Genomic DNA, 15,126 nt, shown 5'->3' with positions numbered 1-15,126 from the left:
AGGCAAGTCAACACGGGAGCCATGCCAATGCATCGCGAAAACCTGGGCCGCGCGCAGGACGCGGCGGATCTGCAGCCCATCAGCCTCGATGTGCTGCGCGAGAAATACCTCAAGGACGGCGAGACCGGCGTGGGCGAGCTCTACGCCCGCGTGGCCCGCGCCCTGGCCTCGGTCGAGCCCGAGGCGCGCCGCGCCGAATGCGAGGCCCTGTTCCTGGCCAACCTGCAGGCCGGCGCCATAGGCGCGGGGCGCATCATGAGCGCGGCCGGCACCGACTTGCAGGCCACGCTGATCAACTGCTTCGTGCAGCCCGTGGGCGACTGCATCCAGGGCGTGGACGACGGCGGCTACCCCGGCATCTACGAAGCCCTGCGCGAAGCCGCCGAAACCATGCGCCGCGGCGGCGGCGTGGGCTACGACTTCTCGCGCATCCGCCCCCGTGGCGCCGAGGTGCGCGCCACCGCCTCGCTGGCCTCGGGCCCGTGCAGCTACATCAACGTCTTCGACCAGTCCTGCGCCACCGTGGAAAGCGCGGGCGCGCGGCGCGGCGCCCAGATGGGCGTGCTGCGCATCGACCACCCCGACGTGCTCGAATTCATCACCGCCAAGCGCACGCCGGGCCGCTGGAACAACTTCAACGTCTCGGTCGGCGTCAGCGACGCCTTCATGCAGGCCGTGGCCGAAGATCAGCCCTGGCACCTGGTGCATCGCGCCCGCCCCGGCACCGCCTTGCTGGAGCAGGGTGCCCACCAGCGCGCCGACGGCCAGTGGGTCTACCAGACCCTGCCCGCCCGCACGCTGTGGGACACCATCATGCGCTCGGCCTACGACTTCGCCGAGCCCGGCATCCTCTTCCTGGACCACATCAACGACGACAACAACCTGCGCTACTGCGAGGAGATCGCGGCGACGAATCCTTGCGTCACGGCAGATACCTGGGTACTCACCGAGTCGGGACCAGCCCAGGTTGCAGACCTCGTCGGAAAGACATTTGGCGCCGTGGTCGACGGCCAGGTTTACGCCACCGAAAGCGCGGGCTTCTTCGCCACCGGCCGCAAGCCGGTGCTGCGGCTGACTACACGCGAGGGCCAGGTGCTGCGCCTGACCGCAGACCATCTGGTGCGGCGTGTCGCTCGCCGCACGCGCTATGCGTTGCAGGCCGAATGGACTCCGGCCGCCCAACTGCAGGCAGGCGACGAGGTACTGCTTCATAACCACCGTGCGTTTCAAGGCTGGGATGGGCAGGGCACCGAGGCCGAAGGCTACCTGCTGGGCCTGCTGATAGGCGATGGAACCCTCAAGGCCGACAAGGCCGTGATCAGCGTATGGGCGCCCGAGCTGCGCCAGGTCGCAGGCAACGCCAGCAGTGCGGTGGCCTATGCCGCCACGGGCGCGGCAGGCATCATGCAGGCCGCTGAGGCTGCAGCAGCCAGCTTGCGCCACCGCGCGGATTTCCGTGGATTCCAGCGGCCAGTGGCGGGACTTGGCGAGGCGCGCATGGCCAGTGCCGCATTGCGCGATCTGGCGCTTGGCATGGGGATGGAGCCAGGGTGCAAGTGCATCACCAAGTCCATGGAAGCGGCCTCTTCTGCATTTTCCGCAGGGCTGCTGCGCGGCCTGTTTGATGCCGATGGATCGGTCCAGGGCACACAGGACAAGGGCGTGAGCCTGCGCCTGTCCCAGAGCGATTCTGAGTTGCTGCGTACCGTGCAGCGCATGCTGCTGCGCCAGGGCATGGCGTCGACGATTTATGAGAACCGTCGGCCAGCCCAACTGCGCGCCATGCCCGACGGCAAAGGCGGCCAGCGCGACTATGCAACCCAGGCACAGCATGAACTGGTCATCAGCGGCGACAACCTTGGCATCTTTGCCGACCGCATAGGCCTTGCGGATACCGACAAGGCCGAACGGCTGGAGCAGGCCCTGGCCCAGTACCGGCGCACCCCGAACCGTGAGCGCTTCACTGCCACCGTCCAGGCGTTGGAGAGCGACGGCGAGGAAATGGTCTATGACGTCACGGTGGCAGACTGCCACGCCTTCGACGCCAATGGCCTGTATGTGCACAACTGCGGCGAACAGCCGCTTCCCTCCTACGGATGCTGCGACCTCGGCCCCGTCATCCTCACGCGCTTCGTGCGCCATCCGTTCGGCTTCGCGGGCGAGCCTGTGTTCGACTTCGAGGCCTTCGAGCGCGCCGTGGGCGTGCAGGTGCGTGCGCTGGACAACGTGCTGGAGCTGACCTGGTGGCCGCTGCCGCAGCAGCGCGAGGAAAGCGAGGCCAAGCGGCGCATCGGCGTGGGCTTCACCGGCATGGGCAATGCGCTGGCCATGCTGCGCCTGCGCTACGACGCGCCCGAGGGCCGTGCCATGGCCGCGCGCATTGCCGAGCGCATGCGCGATGCGGCCTATGGCGCCTCGGTGGAGCTGGCGCGCGAGAAGGGGGCCTTCCCCAAGTTCGACGCCGATGGCTACCTGGCCGAAGGCACCTTCGCCAGCCGCCTGCCCGATGCGCTGCGCCAGCGCATACGCACGCACGGCATACGCAACAGCCACCTGCTGTCCATCGCGCCCACGGGCACGGTCAGCCTGGCCTTTGCCGACAACGCCTCCAACGGCATAGAGCCGCCGTTCTCCTGGACCTACAAGCGCAAGAAACGCACGGCCGATGGCGGCAGCGCCGAGTACGCGGTCGAGGACCATGCCTGGCGCCTGTACCGCTCGCTGGGCGGCGACGTGCAGCAGCTGCCCGCGTACTTCGTCAGCGCGCTGCAGATGCCTGCGGCCGGCCACATCGCCATGATGCAGGCCGTGCAGCCCTTCGTGGACACGGCGATCTCCAAGACCGTCAACGTGGCCGCCGACTATCCCTACGAGGACTTCAAGGACCTGTACCGCCAGGCCTGGAAGGCCAGCCTCAAGGGCCTGGCCACCTACCGGCCCAACACCATCCTGGGCTCCGTGCTCGAGACCCATGCGCCCGAATCTGCTGAAAAGCCGGCCTCCCCCGCGCCGGCAGGGGCTGCGGCTTCCGCACCCGACCCGCTGCGCACCGTGATAGAAAGCCGCCCCCAGGGCGCGCTGGATGCCGTGGCCGAGAAGATCGAGTACTGGACCCAGCAGGGCCCCAAGCGCCTGTACCTGGTCGTCTCCTTCCTGCCCGTGGTCCTGCCCGATGGCCGCACGGTGGACCGCGCCATCGAATTCTTCATGCCCGTGGGCCAGAGCGGCGAGTCCCAGCAATGGGTGACCTCCAGCATGCGCCTGCTGTCACTGGCCGCGCGCGGCGGCTTCCTGGAGCGCGCCCTCAGCGACATGCGCAAGGTGGCCTGGGACCGGGGCCCCGTGCGCCTGGGCACCCACCAGCGCGACGACGGCACACGCGTGCCCATGTGGCACGACTCCGAGGTGGCCGCCATCGCCTATGCGGTGCAGAACATCCTGGCCCGGCGCGGCGGCGGCGCACCGCCCGCCCCATCGCCGCTGCCCGAGCCCGAGGCCCTGGCCACCGACCCCATGGTCATGGCCGGCCGCAAATGCGAGGAATGCGGCGCCCATGCCGTGATCCGCAAGGACGGCTGCGAGTACTGCACGGCCTGCGGCCATCTGGGGAGCTGTGGGTGAAAGTTACCGTGGCCCCGCGCCCGCAGGGCGATGCCGTGCCCGGCTGGCGCGCGCCCGGCACGGGCTTCGACCAGCCCTTCGAGATGCTCGAAGCCTGCCACGAGCGCGTGCTGCGCATGCTGGCGCTGCTGGACCGGCTGCGCGTGCATCTCCGGACCAAAGGTTGCGACGACAGCGCACGCCAGGCGGCGCGCGACATCCTGCGCTACTTCGACCAGGCGGCGCCGCTGCACCATGAGGACGAAGAGCTGCATGTCTTCCCCCCGCTGCTGGAGCAGGGCGATGCGCAGACCGTGGCCCTGGTGCAGCGCCTGCAGCGCGAGCACGGCCTGATGAGCGCCGACTGGGCGCTGGCGCGCCAGCCGCTGCTGGACATGGCCGAGGGGCGTTGCCAGGGCTTTGGCGCGGCTGACGAGGCGGTGTTCGAACGCTTCGCGGCCTGCTATGCCAGCCATGTCGAGAATGAAGAGCGGCTGGCCTACCCCCAGGCGCGCGGCCTGCTGCCAGAGGCAACGCAGGCGGCCATGGGCCGTGAGATGGCCGTGCGGCGCGGCGCGGACCTGTCACGGAGATAGCGCCGCCGGCAGCGCGCGGGAGCCGGCGCGGCGATACTCGCAGGCTTTGGACCTGACCCCGCCTCGCCTGCCATGCCCGAGCGCCGCCCCATTTTCCTGCTTCGCATCGCACTGACCCTGCTGGGCGCCCTTGCCGCCGCCCAGCTGTGCCTGTGGCTGCGCACGCCGCTGCCCTGGATGCTGGGGCCGCTGATCGCCACCTCGCTGGCCTCCATCCTGGGCGCGCCCACGGCCAGTTCGGGCCGGCTGCGCAACGGCGGGCAGTGGATCATCGGCGCCTCGCTGGGCCTGTACTTCACGCCGGCCGTGGTGCAGTTGATCGCGGGGCTGTGGTGGGCGATTGCCGTGGCCATTGTCTGGGCGCTGCTGCTGGGCTGGGGCTTCGGCGCCTGGCTGTACCGCGTGCATGCGCCGCGCATGCCGCAGATACCGGCTGGCGAGATGCGCGCCACCACCTATTTCGCTGGCGCCATTGGCGCGGCGTCGGAGATGACGCTGCTGGCCGAGCGCGAGAACGCGCGCACCGACCTGGTGGCGGCCAGCCACAGCCTGCGCCTGGTCATCGTCACCGTGAGCATTCCGTTCGCGCTGCAGTGGAGTGGCCTGCACGGGCTGGAGGGGCTGACGCCGCCCAGCATCCGCATCGTCGAATGGCCGGGGCTGGCGCTGCTGGCCGTGCTCACGGGCCTGGGCGCCTGGGCCATGGACCGGCTCAGGCGCGCCAACCCCTGGTTCCTGGGAGCGCTGCTGGTGTCCATGCTGCTGACCATGTGCGGCCAGGAACTGTCGGCCGTGCCCCAGGCCCTGGTCAATGCGGCGCAGCTGGTGATCGGCATCAGCCTGGGCGTGCGCTTCAAGCGCGAATTCCTGCACACCGCGCCGCGCTGGCTGGGCTCCGTGGCCGTGGGCACCGTGGGGCTCATGGCGATCTGCGCGGGCTTTGCCTGGCTGCTGCACTTGGCCGTGGACCTGCCCTGGGTCACGCTGCTGCTGGGCACCTCGCCGGGCGGCATCACCGAGATGGCCATCACCGCCAAGGTGCTGCAACTGGGCGTGCCCGTGGTCACGGCCTTCCAGGTCTGCCGGCTGATCGCCGTGCTGCTGCTGGTGGCGCCGCTGTTCCGCTGGGTGGAGGCGCGCGGGCCGGCCGCGTCGCGCACGGCCTAGGGCCCACCTCACCACAGCCCACTGTCGCTGGTCGATACCGCAATCGCCCCACCGGCCAACGCCTGCTGGACCTGCTCCTGGCTGCAGACGAAGCCCGAGGCCACGAGCGGCGGCAGGATGCGGCGCTCGGCCTCGGTGATGTGGGCCAGCATGGGGGCGGGCATGATCTGCACGAGGTTGGGGTCGCTCTGCTCCACGGCCTTGATGCTGCGCGGCCAGGTGGAGCGGTCGGTGACGAAGACCTTTTGCATGGTCAGCAGCCCGGCCTTGTTGGCGCGCTGGATGGTGGCCACGCGCGTGGACAGCAGGCTGCTGGCGCCCAGGTCCACAAGGTAGTCCACGCCGCCCTTGTCGGGCGAGATGCCGTCGCAGCTGTCGATGTTGACGATGGCGATCTTGCCCGCCCCGGTGATGGTGGAGATCACCGAGCGCAGCCGGCGCAGTTCGATGTTGGCGACGATGGCGACTTCGGCCTGGCTGGCCAGCAGCGCGTCCATCTGCTCGGCCCCGTACAGGGTGGCGATGACGGGGCGGCGCGCCAGCCGCGCGCCCAGGGAGTTGTCCGGGCGGCCCATGTCAGAGGTCCAGCCCCAGCTTGCCGGGATTGAGCAGGTTCTTGGGGTCCAGCATGCGCTTGGTGGCCTCCAGCAGCGCAAAGGCCGGGCCCAGCGACTGCCGCATGTAGGGCGCGCGCAGCAGGCCCACGCCGTGGTGGTGGCTGAGCGTGGCGCCGTGGCGCAGCAGCACGGCGTTGGCCGCGTCCCAGGCCGCGCGGTACCACTGGGCGCGCTGGTCCACGGCCACCTCGCCGCGCAGCGAAAAGTACAGGCAGGCGCCATCCACATAGGCATGCGACTGGTGGGCCGAGCCGGCCAGGGTGCCGGGGATGGCCTGCAGGGCGGCGACCACTTCCTCGTAGATGGCCGGCAGGTCTTTCCAGGGGCCGCACATCTCCAGCGTGTCGGCGACGAAGCCCGGGCCTTTCTTGAAGCCCTCGGCGCTCTTGCCGGTCAGGTAGCGCGTGTCCAGCCAGCGCTCCAGGGTGGCGGCGCCGTCCAGCCGTTCACCCAAGGGTGCACACACACGTTCGCAGATGGCCATGACGGCATCGACGATCTCGGGCGCGCCTTCGTCGGCGATCAGCAGCACGTTGAGGTCGCTGCGGCCGAATTGCACGCCGCTTTCCAGCGCGTCGTACAGCCGCAGCGCGGCGGGGTTGGCGCCTTGCTGCAGGATCTGGCGGCAGGCCTCCAGGCCCTGGGCAAAGCTGGCGAAGCCATAGGCGATGGCGCGGCCGTGGTCGGGCAGGCGGTGCAGCTTGAAGCGGATGCGCACGATCACGCCCAGCGTGCCTTCCGAGCCGATGAACAGCTGCTGCAGGTCCGGCCCGATGGCCGCGCGCGCGTAGCCGCCCACGGTGACGAGGCGGCCATCGGCCAGCACCACGTCCATGCCGTGGACCATGTCCTCGATCTTTCCGTAGCGCGTGGACAGCTGGCCCGCGCCCCGGCAGGCCACCCAGCCGCCCACGGTGCTGATGCCGAAGGACGAGGGCCAGTGGCCCATGGTCATGCCGTGGCGGCGCTGGATGGTTTCCTCGAACACGTCGCCGAACATGCCGGCCTCGACCTCGACGATCTGGCTTTGCTCGTCCATGGCGATGAAGCGATTGAGTTCGCACAGGTCCAGCACGATGCCGCCGCGCAGGGGCAGGGCCGCGCCCGTGACGTTGCTGCGCCCGGCCGAGACGGTGACGGGAATGGCGTGCGCGTCGGCAATGCGCATCACGGCCTGCACCTGCTCCACGGTGGATGCATGGGCGATGACGGCCTGCGGCGTGGCCGGGTGGCCCGAGGTCTCGGCCACCATGGTGCGCGCCCACCAGTCGCGCGTGCCGGCCACGATGTCGGCGCGCTCGGTCTGCACGCGGTCGCAGGCGGCGCGCAGCGCGGCGAGCACAGCCTCGGGTACGGCCACGGGCTCGTGCTGCAGGCCGCAGGGGCTGCCAGTGGCCGCACCTTCGGATGCGGGTGCGGCCTGCGCCGCCCAGCCCGGGGTCGTGGGGGCGCCCACCACGTAGTTGCGGCGGTTGTAGCCGCGGGCGATTGCGTCTTTGCTCAGCATTGGATGTCTCCCATCAAAATCTGTTTCTCGCGCTCCATGGCGCGGCGGTAGTCGTGGATCTGCTGCGCTATCTGCGCAGGTGCCAGCCCCAGTTCCTGGGCCAGGATGTCGCCCACGCGCGCTGCGGCGCGGGCCGACGCATCGCGCGCCATGAGGCGTGCGCGCATGCGGCGCGAGAGCACGTCTTCCACCGTGCGCGCCATTTCGTGGCGCGCGGCGTAGAGGACTTCGGCCTCGGTGTGGGGCAGTCCCTCGACGATGGGCCGGGCCAGCGCGGGATGCGCGTCGAGGATGTCGCTGACGAAGCGCGCCTCCGTGCCGTAGCGCTCGCCCAGGTGGGCCGACAGTCCGCCCGTGGCCGTGATGGCCTGGGCGTCGTAGCCGGCCGCGCCCAGCAGGAAGGCGGAGGCGGTGGTGCAGCGCGTGCGCCGGCCCAGCAGCTTTTCCACGGCGTCCACGGTCTGCTCGGCCATGTGGCGCGAGGTGGTGAGCTTGCCGCCGACGATGGTGACCAGGCCGTCGGCTGCCACATGGATCTCGTGGTTGCGCTTCATCTCCACGGTCTTGCCGCCGGGCGGGCCGACCAGGGGGCGGCAGCCGGCGATGGAGCCGACCACGTCCTCGGGCGACAGGTCCACCTTGAGCGCCGATCGGGCGCCTTCGAGCAGGAAGTCCAGCTCGGCGCGCGTGCAGTGCACGTCGTCCAGGCTGCCCGCATAGTCCTCGTCGGTGGTGCCCAGGTAGGACACATCGCCCCAGCGCGTGATGGTGGCGCGCCGGCTGCGGCCCGGCACGGGGATGGTGACGGTGCAGTCGTTGCGTATGCGCAGCCAGGGAATGGCCACGTGCACGCCCTTGGCGGGGCGCACGTGCAGCTGCGCCTGCTGGTCGGGCCTGCGGCCATCCCAGTCGCGCAGCCAGACGCCCGTGGCCATGACCACGCTGCGCGCGCGCACCGTGATCTCGCGGCCATCGGCCTGGACGATGGCGCCGTCCACGCCGCCGTGGGCGTTGCGCGTGATGGCGGTGGCCCGGGCATGGTTGAGCACGGCCGCGCCATGGAAGGCCGCCGTGCGCGCCACGGCCAGCGTGAGCCGCGCATCGTCCACGCGTGCATCGAAGTACATGTAGCCGCCCAGGAGCTGCTCTTCGCGGAAGGTCGGGCAGTGCGACAGCACCTCGGCCTTGCCGAGCTTGCGGTGCAGGATGCCTTCGCGCCAGCCGCCGGCCAGGTCATAGGTCCACAGCAGGCTGCCGAAGGCCTTGGCCAGCCGGGCGTCGAAGACGCCGTCGCGCTCCATCACGGGAAACAGGAAGGGCAGGCGCTGCACCAGGTGCCGCGCATTGCGGCGCAGGCGCTGGCGCTCCAGCAGCGAGTGCCGCACCAGCCCCAGGTTGCCCTGCTCGATGTAGCGCAGGCCGCCGTGCACCATCTTGGAGGACTTGGACGAGGTGCCCGAGGCGAAGTCGTCCTTCTCCACCAGCGCCACGCGCAGGCCGCGCAGGCTGGCGTCCAGCGCCGCATAGGCACCCGTGATGCCGCCGCCGATGACCAGCAGGTCGAAGGCCTCGTCACCCAGCCGCGCGAGCTGGTCCGCGCGCTGCAGCTGCAGCGGCGCGGTCTGGGTCAGCATGGCGCTGTCCCTGCGCTCCTTGCCAAAGGGCCATTGCATCATGCGCAGCCCTCCAGGGCGGCGCTGCGCCCGGGGGCCCGGGCGCGGGCCAGTTCGTCGCCCACGCGGGCGCGCCAGATGCGGCGGCGCTCGCCGCGCTCGTCGGCGGCCATGCGCGGGGTGAAGACCGCTTCGGTGCGCAGCGTGGCGCAGGCCTGCTCCAGCCCGTCCCACAGCAGGCCTGCGCTGCCGGCCATGAAGGCGATGCCGCGCAGGCTGGCCTTGTCGGTATCGGCCAGGCGGCGCACGGGCAGGCCGCCCAGGTCGGCCTGGATCTGCAGCAGCGCATCGCTGCCCGACAGGCCGCCGCCCACCAGCAGCTCGCCCACCTCGGTGCCTGCGGCCGCCTCGTCCGCCTGCACGCAGGAGGCCACGGAATGCGCAATGCCTTCGAGGATGGAGCGCGCCAGCTGCGGCCGCGAGGTGGCCATGGACACGCCCGAGATCGAGGCCCGCGCGCCCGGCTCCATGGCCGGCAGGCGCAGGCCGGTGAGCGCGGGGATGAAGACCAGGTCGGTCGGCGTTTTGGCCTCGCGGGCCAGGGTGCTGATCTGCTGCGGGTTGTCGAACCACTGCAGCTTCTCGCAGATCCAGTTGAGCGCCGATCCCGTGGTGGGCACATAGGTCTCGATGGCATAGCGCGAGACACCGTCCATGCGCCGCGCCGTCATGGTCAGCGAGCTTTCATGGGCCGCGTCATGCGCGGGCAGCTTTGTTCCCGTGAGCACATCGACGAAGCTGCCCGTGCCATGCACGCACAGCGCCTGGCCCCGCTCCAGGCAGCCCAGGCCCACGGCGGCCGCATGCTGGTCGCCCGCGCAGGCCAGGATGGGCACGGCCAGGCCCAGCAGCTCGGTGCGCGTGCGGCCGAAGTCCTGCACGTCCTCGCACAGGCGGGGCAGCAACTCGGCGGGAAACTCCAGCGCGTCCAGCCAGTCCTGCAGGTAGCGGTGATCGCCCAGCGCATAGGCGTTGCCCGAGGTCACATTGGTGGGCGTGGTGACCACGGCGCGCGCATCCGACAGATGCCACAGCAGCCAGGAGTCGATGGTGCCGAAGGCCAGGCGGCGCTGCTGCCAGGCACGAGCCACGGCCGTATCCTCACGCAGCTTGCGCGCGGCCCACAGGTAGGGCGAACGCACGCCCACGGGCCGGCCCGCGTGGCGGATCAGCCGCGCATCCCAGTCGCCGGCCAGCAGGGCCAGTTCGTCGCGGTGGCGCGAGTCCTGCCAGACCATGATGGGCGCCAGCGAACGGCCCGTGGCCGTGTCCCAGAGCACGGCCGAGCAGCGCTGGTTGGCAATGGCCAGGGCCACGATCTGCTGGCCGCTGCCCTGGGCGCGGGCGATGGCGCGGCGGCACACGTCCAGCGTGCGCTCCAGCAGCAGGTCGGCGTCCTGCTCGACCACGCCGGGGCGCGGGCAGTGGATTTCCAGCGGCAGATAGTCCTGGGCGGACACCTGCCCGTCGCGCCCCACGACGGCGGCGCGCGTGCCCGAGGTGCCTTCGTCGATGCAAAGGATCACGGCTTCATGGTGCATGGGGTGTTCTCTTTCAGGCGGTGGTTTGAGCGATCTTGGCGGGCGGGGCGGCGTCGTCCGCGAACTGGGGCGCGCCGGGCTCGTCGTCGGGGTTCACCGTGGTGCGCGTGGGGTCCCAGCGGATGGAAAAGCAGACGATGCTGGCCAGCAGCGGCACCACGGACAGGATGAGGAAGGTGTTCTCCAGCCCGTACTGCTGGCGGAACAGCGGGAACACCAGCAGCCCCAGCGCCGCGCCCATGGCGCCCAGCGCGCCGATCACGCCGTTGGCGCCCGCGCGCAGCTCGCTGCGGAACGACAGCGTGGACAGGCTCTTGCCGTTGGCGCCGGGCCCGCCCGAATGAAAGAGGATGAACAGCGAGGGCACGGCCACGGCCAGCCAGATCGGCATGCGGCCGTTGAACAGGCCCAGCACCAGCAGCATCAGGAACACCAGCGCAAAGCCGAAGGCCGAGGCCCGCCGCAGGCCCAGCCTGCGCCCGATGACGGGCGACAGGAAGCCGCCGACGATGCCGAACACGTTGAACACCAGCGCGCCCAGCGTGGCCTCGCGGAAGTCCTTGCCGAACAGCGAGGCGCTGATCAGCGGCAGGTACCAGCCCACGGCAAAGTACTGGATGGACTGGCCTATCTGCACCGTGGCCGCCAGCAGCGTGCGCGGCAGGTAGATGCCGCGAAAGATCAGCAGCACATTGGCCAGCCCGCGCCGCGCCGGGTTGAGCACGGGAAGGCGTTCGGCGGGCGGCGCGGCCTCGAAGCGCTGGCCGTGTGCGCCGTAGATGCGCGTCATGGCGCGGGCGGCGTCATCCAGCCGCTCCTTGCGTGCCAGCCAGGTCGGGCTTTCCACCAGCAGCGCGGCCTGCATGCCCAGGATGAACAGGCCGAACACCGCCGTGGCGGCCACCGAATAGCGCCACAGCGAATCGCCCACATCCCAGGAATGGAACCACAGCGCCAGCACCAGGTTGCTGCACACGGCCATGTACCACATGCCCTGCCAGACATTGAGCCGGCTCTTGAGGCGGGCGGGCGTGAATTCAGCCAGCACCGCCATGGCGATGGCGAAGTCGATGCCATAGGCCGCGCCCACGAAGAAGCGTCCGAAGAGGATGGTGGCGTAGTCGGGCGCCATGCTGACCAGCAGCGCGCCGGCCACGGCCAGCACCTTGGCGATGACCAGCGGGCGCATGCGGCCCCAGCGGTCGGCCATCCAGCCGCCGATGGGATTGAAGGCGATGGACACCCAGGAGGCCAGCGACGTCATCCAGGCCACTTCGGCCGGCGTCAGCTGCTGGTCGCGCGTCATGGGGCCCAGGCCCACGCTGAGTGCGGAGTTGGAGAATGCGTCGAGGAAAAGTCCGCCGAGGGCCAGCCACCAGATGGTGCCGGCGCGGCCTGAAATGCCCTGGCGTGCGTCGATGTAGGCGATGACATCCTGAACGCCGCGAACCCTGTGGATGCTGGTCTGCATGCTGGCCTCCTGTGTTTCTGCAAGAGGCCGGCAAACCGTACAGGCGCGACAAGACCATCTCACAGATGGTCTTCAAATCTTGAACCTGTGCGGCGATTCTAGGCAGCAGGCGCAGCCTGCGGATCGGTGAAAGCACCAGGGTGCGCGCAATGGCCGCGCCCAAAGAAAAGGCCCGCCGCAGAGAACCTGCGGCGGGCCTGGCGCGAAGTCCCTTCACGGGACCGTGCGCTGTGTGCTGTCAGTGGACCACGACAGGCTGCTGGGCCAGGCCGGCGTAGCGCTCCAGGGCGTCCTCGACCTCTTCCTCGGTGGGGGCGTCCTGCTGCCAGGCGATGATCTGCTTCTGGAACATCTCGGCCCAGGAGCCGTCCAGATAGACCTCCTTGCCCGAGCGCTTGTCCACGATTTCGAAGCCGTGGCGTGGCAGCTGACGGGCGGCATCGACCGCAGCTTCGCCGGCCGCTGCATCCGGATCCATGTCGGGACGCAGATGGAGCACCACAAAAGATTCGGAGTCGTAAAGCATTTGCATGGTGTTCCCTTTCTGGCCCGTTGCCGGGCGTCGCACAGCCTACATGGCTGCGAAGCACCGGATTTCAAGGACCGTGGGGGTCCCGATCTATCGCAGGCACTTGCATGCAGTATTCCACGGATTGGCATGCGCTGCGGCGTGTGCCGCAGGCCGCGCTGTGGTAGGCGGGCGGTGGCGTTGGCTGCAAGTGCAGGACTACCGGGAAATCACCGGTGTCCCACCGGTGGCCCCTGTGTCATGGCGCCTGGCGGCTCTTGAGCTGCAGATCGGCGAAGTCGCCGTTGTCCTGCGCCAGCCGGATGCGCACGGGCAGGTATTGCATGGACGGCGCCAGCCACAGCGAGGCCTGCTGGTCATCGCCGGCCGCCGCGATCTTGTCCAGCCGCAGCGCCTGCGTGCTGCCCGAGGGCAGCTCCAGGGTCTCGGTCTCGCCCACGCGGAAGGTCCAGCGGTCGGCGCGCCGCGCGCTGACGGTGATGAAGCTGATCTGCGTGCCCGCCGGGTAGCGCTGCGGCGCCGCCGCCAGCAGGGCCGACAGCTGCAGGAACACGCTGAGCCGGTCCTGCGCGCCGGGCGCGATGGGCGCGTCGGGCGCGCCCGTGCTGAAGCGCGCCAGGTTCTGGTCGAACGCCAGCTGCGCCGATTGCTCCTTGCGCGCCTTGTCATTGAAGCGGCTGGGCTCCAGGCCCCTGTCGGTGATGCGGCCCTCGCTGGTCTGCGAGCGCGAGCCCAGCAGGAACAGGCTGACTTCCTGGCTGGCCTGGTACTGGCCGTTGGCATGGCGCCAGACCAGCTCGGCATTGGCCGAATAGTTGAAGCGCTTGGCCTGGCCGGTGACGGCGAACGACAGCCGAGCGGGATCGGGCAGTTGCACGGGAACGGGGGCGTCGGAGGCCAGCGGCGTGCCGTCGGGCGAGGTGATGGCCATGCCCTGGGCCGGGCCGGCCGAGGGAGCGGACGGTGTTTCGGGTTCGGGCTTGGGAGCGGGCGGCGCCGGCGGTGTGGCCGGGGTTGGCTCGCTGCCGGCACCCGTATCGGCAGCAGCACGGGCGGTTTCCGAGGCGTCCGATGCGGCAGGCTCCTGCGCTGCGGCCATCGGCAAGGGCTCCACGGTTTCGCGGATGGGCGTGTCCAGCGGCTCGGCCACGGGTGCGGTGGGCGCGGCGGGTGTCGGGCGCTGGACCTTGGGGCGAGGGCGGGGTTGCGGCTTGGGTACGGGCGCAGGTGTCTCGGGCGCGGCGGCAGGCGGGGGAGCGGGTGGCTCGGGCAGGGACAGCGCCCGTGTCTGCATGGCCGCCACCTCGGTGCGCGGTGCCGATACCTGGTTCCACAGCGGCAGGCCCAGCAGGGCCAGCGCATGGCCGCCCAGCACCACGGCGGTGAGGGCGGGCAGGGCGCGCTGGCGCAGGCTCATGTCAGTTATCCATAGTGCTGCGCGCCACCCACAGCCCATGAAACCGGCGCGGCCCAAGGCCAGGGACAGCGAGCAAGGGCCTACGCCGGCCGCGCCGCCCCGCAGCGAGGCTGTCGTCCCCCTTCCAGGGGGAAGGCGCGAAGCGACTCAGGGGGTGTAGCTTCATCTCAGGCATTCCAGCCCAGGTCCTGGGACAGCTGCACGCAGGCCTCGCGCAGCGGCGCATCGATGGCGCCGCCGTATTCGGGGTCGAAGGTGGCAATCGAGCCCAGCGTGGTCAGGCCCAGCACGATATGGCCCGAGGAGTCGAAGACCGGCGTGCAAAAGGCCACGATGCCGGGCAGCACGGTATCGACCACGCGGGCGGTGCCGCGCTCGCGCACCTCGGCCAGCATGGCGTCTATGGCCTCGGGGGTGAGCGGCAGGTCCTTGCGCTGGATGCGGCGGGCCTTGTCCACTTCTGGCTCCAGCAGCGGGGCCGTGACCTCGCGCGGCAGCCAGGCCGCGAAGCAGCGCCCGGTGGCCGAGGCCAGCATGGGCATGACGTCGCCCAGGCGCAGATTGGCGGTGACCGACTGCGCGCTTTCCTCCCAGTGCACGATGGTCGGCCCGTGGTTGCCCCAGACGGCGATGGCCGCCGTGTGGTGGATGCGTTCCATGAGCGCGGGCATGCGTTCGCGCGCCAGTCGCACGGGGTCCAGCCGCGCCAGCGATGCCAGGCCCAGCTTGAGCGAGGCCGGGCCCAGGTCGTAGCGGGAGGTGCGCGCGTCCTGGGTAACCAGGCCGATGCGCTGGAAGCTCACGAGGTAGCGGTGCGCCTTGGCGGCGCTCATGCCGGCGTCGGACGCCAAGTCCTTGAGCATCTGCGGGCCCCGGGCGCGCGTCAGCGCCTCCAGCAATGTAAAACCGACCTCGACCGATTGAATCCCTGCGCGTTCCTTGTCCATTGCAATAGAATTTGGTTTTGTTTAGTTAAATCAATTTAACTTATCGTAATTCGTGGCTGCG

Annotated in this window: 11 protein-coding genes; 3 read left to right on the top strand and 8 right to left on the bottom strand. The window is 70.2% G+C overall.

The genetic code is table 11. The features are described from left to right. The first annotated feature begins 27 nt into the window (after nucleotides 1–27). From ACF8O7_RS02210 to ACF8O7_RS02200, 3 genes are all read left to right on the top strand, one after another. Nucleotides 28–3,621: an LAGLIDADG family homing endonuclease gene (locus tag ACF8O7_RS02210; protein ID WP_392442147.1), complete on the top strand. Its 3,594-nt coding sequence runs from the start codon at nucleotides 28–30 to the stop codon at nucleotides 3,619–3,621. Further along, nucleotides 3,618–4,196 carry a hemerythrin domain-containing protein gene (locus ACF8O7_RS02205; protein ID WP_126311235.1) on the top strand — a complete coding sequence of 193 codons (579 nt, stop codon included), beginning with the start codon at nucleotides 3,618–3,620 and terminating at the stop codon, nucleotides 4,194–4,196. The genes ACF8O7_RS02210 and ACF8O7_RS02205 overlap by 4 nt, the downstream gene beginning before the upstream one ends. Before the next feature lie 72 nt (nucleotides 4,197–4,268). Then, nucleotides 4,269–5,363, top strand: coding sequence for an AbrB family transcriptional regulator (locus tag ACF8O7_RS02200; protein WP_046239402.1), 1,095 nt, complete (start codon nucleotides 4,269–4,271; stop codon nucleotides 5,361–5,363). Between the two features lie 8 nt (nucleotides 5,364–5,371). Here ACF8O7_RS02200 and ACF8O7_RS02195 read toward each other — a convergent pair whose 3' ends face one another. The 8 genes from ACF8O7_RS02195 to ACF8O7_RS02160 all read right to left on the bottom strand — a co-directional run bounded on the left by ACF8O7_RS02195 (nucleotide 5,372) and on the right by ACF8O7_RS02160 (nucleotide 15,065). Further along, a complete protein-coding gene (locus ACF8O7_RS02195) occupies nucleotides 5,372–5,938 on the bottom strand; it encodes a glycerol-3-phosphate responsive antiterminator (protein ID WP_012203049.1) in 567 nt (188 codons plus the stop codon). Between the two features lies 1 nt (nucleotide 5,939). Continuing rightward, nucleotides 5,940–7,487, bottom strand: a complete 1,548-nt coding sequence (locus ACF8O7_RS02190; protein WP_126311236.1) for an FAD-binding oxidoreductase — start codon at nucleotides 7,485–7,487, stop codon at nucleotides 5,940–5,942. Then, nucleotides 7,481–9,163 carry a glycerol-3-phosphate dehydrogenase/oxidase gene (locus ACF8O7_RS02185; protein WP_126311238.1) on the bottom strand — a complete coding sequence of 561 codons (1,683 nt, stop codon included), beginning with the start codon at nucleotides 9,161–9,163 and terminating at the stop codon, nucleotides 7,481–7,483. Before ACF8O7_RS02185 ends, ACF8O7_RS02190 begins: the two co-directional genes overlap by 7 nt. Beyond that, complete coding sequence (locus ACF8O7_RS02180; protein WP_126311239.1) at nucleotides 9,160–10,701, bottom strand: FGGY family carbohydrate kinase; 1,542 nt, start codon at nucleotides 10,699–10,701, stop codon at nucleotides 9,160–9,162. The genes ACF8O7_RS02185 and ACF8O7_RS02180 overlap by 4 nt, the downstream gene beginning before the upstream one ends. 13 nt (nucleotides 10,702–10,714) lie before the next feature. Continuing rightward, nucleotides 10,715–12,172 (bottom strand): nitrate/nitrite transporter, encoded by a 1,458-nt coding sequence (locus ACF8O7_RS02175; protein WP_016451943.1) that lies wholly within the window; start codon nucleotides 12,170–12,172, stop codon nucleotides 10,715–10,717. 238 nt (nucleotides 12,173–12,410) lie between these two features. Beyond that, entirely contained in the window at nucleotides 12,411–12,704 is a 294-nt protein-coding gene (locus tag ACF8O7_RS02170; protein ID WP_034363542.1) for a DUF3567 domain-containing protein, read from the bottom strand. Nucleotides 12,705–12,939: 235 nt separating this feature from the next. Next, on the bottom strand, nucleotides 12,940–14,118 hold the full coding sequence (locus ACF8O7_RS02165; RefSeq protein WP_193615940.1) for a DUF3108 domain-containing protein: 1,179 nt from the start codon (nucleotides 14,116–14,118) through the stop codon (nucleotides 12,940–12,942). A 167-nt stretch (nucleotides 14,119–14,285) separates the two neighbouring features. After that, nucleotides 14,286–15,065 (bottom strand): IclR family transcriptional regulator, encoded by a 780-nt coding sequence (locus ACF8O7_RS02160; protein ID WP_012203056.1) that lies wholly within the window; start codon nucleotides 15,063–15,065, stop codon nucleotides 14,286–14,288. Nucleotides 15,066–15,126 lie beyond the last annotated feature (61 nt).

Origin of the sequence: Delftia sp. WSY_16 (genome assembly GCF_043104415.1) — a bacterium.
Classification (GTDB): Bacteria; Pseudomonadota; Gammaproteobacteria; order Burkholderiales; family Burkholderiaceae_C; genus Comamonas; species Comamonas tsuruhatensis.
Note: the sequence above shows the minus strand (reverse complement) of the source record. Positions and strands in the feature narration are given on the sequence as shown.

What these genes read in the sequence shown, in the direction of transcription:
- ACF8O7_RS02210 (WP_392442147.1), top strand. Translation starts at nt 28, where the DNA reads ATGCATCGCGAAAACCTGGGCCGCGCGCAGGACGCGGCGGATCTGCAG.
- ACF8O7_RS02200 (WP_046239402.1), top strand. Translation starts at nt 4,269, where the DNA reads ATGCCCGAGCGCCGCCCCATTTTCCTGCTTCGCATCGCACTGACCCTG.
- ACF8O7_RS02195 (WP_012203049.1), bottom strand. Translation starts at nt 5,938, where the DNA reads ATGGGCCGCCCGGACAACTCCCTGGGCGCGCGGCTGGCGCGCCGCCCC.
- ACF8O7_RS02190 (WP_126311236.1), bottom strand. Translation starts at nt 7,487, where the DNA reads ATGCTGAGCAAAGACGCAATCGCCCGCGGCTACAACCGCCGCAACTAC.
- ACF8O7_RS02185 (WP_126311238.1), bottom strand. Translation starts at nt 9,163, where the DNA reads ATGATGCAATGGCCCTTTGGCAAGGAGCGCAGGGACAGCGCCATGCTG.
- ACF8O7_RS02180 (WP_126311239.1), bottom strand. Translation starts at nt 10,701, where the DNA reads ATGCACCATGAAGCCGTGATCCTTTGCATCGACGAAGGCACCTCGGGC.
- ACF8O7_RS02175 (WP_016451943.1), bottom strand. Translation starts at nt 12,172, where the DNA reads ATGCAGACCAGCATCCACAGGGTTCGCGGCGTTCAGGATGTCATCGCC.
- ACF8O7_RS02170 (WP_034363542.1), bottom strand. Translation starts at nt 12,704, where the DNA reads ATGCAAATGCTTTACGACTCCGAATCTTTTGTGGTGCTCCATCTGCGT.
- ACF8O7_RS02165 (WP_193615940.1), bottom strand. Translation starts at nt 14,118, where the DNA reads ATGAGCCTGCGCCAGCGCGCCCTGCCCGCCCTCACCGCCGTGGTGCTG.
- ACF8O7_RS02160 (WP_012203056.1), bottom strand. Translation starts at nt 15,065, where the DNA reads ATGGACAAGGAACGCGCAGGGATTCAATCGGTCGAGGTCGGTTTTACA.